The following is a 2,855-nucleotide window of genomic DNA, read 5'->3' on the forward strand; positions in this document are numbered from 1 at the left end:
CCCGGACAACGATCTCGCCGACCGCCTCGACCACCACGTCCAGCGTGCGACCGCCGATCCGACCAGCCACATTTACGCCTTCGGCCAGCGATGGGGGCCCGAGCCCACGAAACCAGATAAGATCTTTGGCTTCGTACCCGGCAACGGCGTGCATGACGTCCACATGAACCAGGGCAACAGCGGTCGCTTCATCGCCGACGACGGCAGCTGGCAGGACGGTGCCCTGCTCTTCCACTTCCCCACCGCGGGCCGCTGGACAGCACTGTTCCTGGCCTTCCAGAGCCAGGCCTGGCACACCGACGACACGACCGGCCACACCCTGCGCGCCGTTCCATCAGCCGGACCGGGCGGCCAACCAGCCCCCGGGGAACCCGACCGGCGCCTGCGCATCGTCGCCGCCCTGGTCAACCCCATCGGACCGGCACCGGAAGCCGAGTCCGTCACCCTGCTCAACACCACCCCAGGGCCCGTCGACCTCACCGGTTGGACGATCATCGACAGCGGTCGGCACCGTTTCCCCCTTCCGCCCACCAACCTGCCAGCCGGGGACACCGTGCGGATCCCGCTCGCACCCCCGGTCGGGCTGGGCAACCGGGGCGGCATCATCACCCTGCTTGATCAGGACGGTCTGAAAGTCGACGGCGTCGCCTACACCGCCACCGACGCATCCCGCGAAGGACACACCATCGTCTTCTGACCTCGGATCACCTTTCGGCCTCGGATGGATGTTCTCCACCGCGGGAACCCGCGCTTCGATGATGCTCCGGGCGGGACCCCGGTGGACCGGGTAGGCGGGCCGCAGCAGGTGGTGGTGGCCACCTTCGACACCTACAGCGAGGCCGAGAGGGCCGTCGACCAACTTTCCGACCTTGGTTTCCCGGTGGAGAAGACCGCCATCATCGGCTGCGGCCTGCGCACGGTCGAGCAGGTCACAGGTTGGCTGACCTGGACCTCCGCCGGCCGGCCGGCGCCCAGGCTCACTGCCGGCACGGCCTGCCTGCGCCCAGGCTCATTCCTGGGCCTGGGCTACCGGCAGAAGCCCGGCCCTGCGCCGCTCGGTGTAGCGGACGAACGCAAAGGCGTCCCGGGCCGCCTCGATGCCGTCGTCCGCGAGCCGACCGGCGAACCGCTCCCGGATGGCCGTCTCGACCGCGATGATCGAAACGATTCCGGTCAACGCGGCAAAGCCACCGAGCAGAGCCGTGTTCGGTAGCGGATGCCCCAGCTCGCGCTGGGCGATCTCGCTGGCGGGCATGCTGATCGTCCGCTCGGGCCGGTACCGGGTGAGCCTGGGCAGCCCGAAATCGTCAAGGTCGCGTGCCGAGTCGAGCAGGATGAACCCATCCGCCCCGAGTCCATGGAACACATCGGAGACGTGCAGCAGCGCCGCGTCCCGGACGATGACCGCATCCGGGAACACGACCGGTTCCCACCCGGGCAATGGATCGTCGTCGATCCGGCAGCAGGCGACCGTAGGATGGCCGATGTGTTCCGGCCCGCCGGCCATGGATGCCTGTCCGTAGCGACCCTCCGTAACTGCCGCGATGGTCAACAGCTCGGCGATGGTCAGCACGCCCTGACCGCCGAACCCGTGAATTCGTACCGCGAACATGACGGACCTCGTCTCTCCCGACCGGGCTGCTTCGCGACGCTGCTTCTCAATGCTGCTTCGCGACGCTGCTCGCGACGCCCCCGCTGCTCGCGACGCCCCCGTCAGCTGCCAGGGTCCTCTCCGCCAGTGGATCGCGGGCCAGGATCGCCATCGTGCGGTCGTCCCCGTCGACCCCGTGCGCATGGATGGCGAGCTGCGCGAAAAGGCGGTCAAGCAACGTGTCAGGCGAGTCGGTCCCGATCCGGCCGGCGGACAGGGATTCCGTCCCGAACTGTGTGCCGTGCGCGTCACGCGCCTCGCTGATGCCGTCGGTGTACAGCAGCAGGCGGTCTCCGGCGTCCATGGTCAGCGATCGGGACGACCAGATCTCGCTTCCGGCGAAAAGGTCAGACAGGATGGGCCCGGTCGGGCCGAGCGACCGTGGCTCGCGGGCGCCGCCAGCCGCGGACCCGGGCAGGTGCAGGGCGGGCGGATGCCCGGCGTTGACGTAGACCACCTGGCCTGACCGGGCATCGACGACGGCGAGAAAAGCGGTAGCAAACATTTCCTCGATATCGCCGGGTCCAGCGATATCGTTCACCGTGCGATGCATGGTCGCCTCGGGCTCCTCGCCCGCGAGCAGGTGCCGGCGCATCGCCTCCCGAAACCGTCGCGCGAACCTCGCGGCCTGCTCGCCGTGCCCGGCCGCGTCGCCGACGCAGATGGCGAGCCGGCCGGCGCCGATATCGACCGCCTCCACCCAGTCTCCGCTCGAACCGGGAGTCGCGGGATGCGACCGCCAGAATACCCCGAGACGATGAACGTTCTCTCTCACGCCCCCGGTCACACAGGCCGCGAGATCGGTCTCGTCCCAGGATTCTGCAGCCGGAAAGTTGCACACGGACGACCTCCAGAACGGCGCCTCGCGGGGAGAACTCAGTGGCCCTTGACATCTCAGACCCGTGCTCAGGCCTGCACCAACAACAGGTCATTCATTCGACTTCGGTTATCCGCCGAACATCAATATTGACGATCAGATCGGCCCAGCACGCATACTGGCCGACCGCACGCTCCTGCCGGGTCACCCGCAGGACTCGTGCCGGACGCTCGGGACCGGCCTTGACGACCGTCTCCTCGATGAGATGACCATCCGCTGTCATCCATTTCATGTGTCACCGCCTTCCTTGGCGTCGACGCGGGGCCATGGGACCTGATGACACAGCCTGACAACCTGGCGGAATCAGCGACGACGGATCATTGAGCC

At 68.0% G+C, this 2,855-nt stretch carries 4 protein-coding genes and 1 pseudogene; 2 read left to right on the top strand and 3 right to left on the bottom strand.

Going from position 1 to position 2,855, the window contains the following annotated elements; translation table 11 throughout:
• Together AC08OX_RS16705 and AC08OX_RS16710 are read left to right on the top strand one after the other, a co-directional pair.
• Positions 1–697: DUF2278 family protein (locus tag AC08OX_RS16705; protein ID WP_476608669.1), on the top strand; the 697-nt coding region annotated here is incomplete at its 5' end.
• A gap of 24 nt (positions 698–721) precedes the next feature.
• A pseudogene (locus AC08OX_RS16710) lies at positions 722–946 on the top strand (general stress protein); the annotation flags it as partial.
• A 63-nt stretch (positions 947–1,009) separates the two neighbouring features.
• On the opposite strand, the gene AC08OX_RS16715 reads toward AC08OX_RS16710, so the two are convergent.
• The 3 genes from AC08OX_RS16715 to AC08OX_RS16725 all read right to left on the bottom strand — a co-directional run bounded on the left by AC08OX_RS16715 (position 1,010) and on the right by AC08OX_RS16725 (position 2,760).
• Entirely contained in the window at positions 1,010–1,612 is a 603-nt protein-coding gene (locus tag AC08OX_RS16715) for a 2-oxoacid:acceptor oxidoreductase family protein (RefSeq protein WP_011437633.1), read from the bottom strand.
• 46 nt (positions 1,613–1,658) lie between these two features.
• Positions 1,659–2,351 (bottom strand): PP2C family protein-serine/threonine phosphatase, encoded by a 693-nt coding sequence (locus AC08OX_RS16720; RefSeq protein ID WP_476608670.1) that lies wholly within the window; start codon positions 2,349–2,351, stop codon positions 1,659–1,661.
• A 232-nt stretch (positions 2,352–2,583) separates the two neighbouring features.
• Positions 2,584–2,760 carry a hypothetical protein gene (locus tag AC08OX_RS16725; protein ID WP_476608671.1) on the bottom strand — a complete coding sequence of 59 codons (177 nt, stop codon included), beginning with the start codon at positions 2,758–2,760 and terminating at the stop codon, positions 2,584–2,586.
• Positions 2,761–2,855: the final 95 nt, after the last annotated feature.

It is taken from the genome of Frankia sp. CoBUL1, from assembly GCF_978021245.1.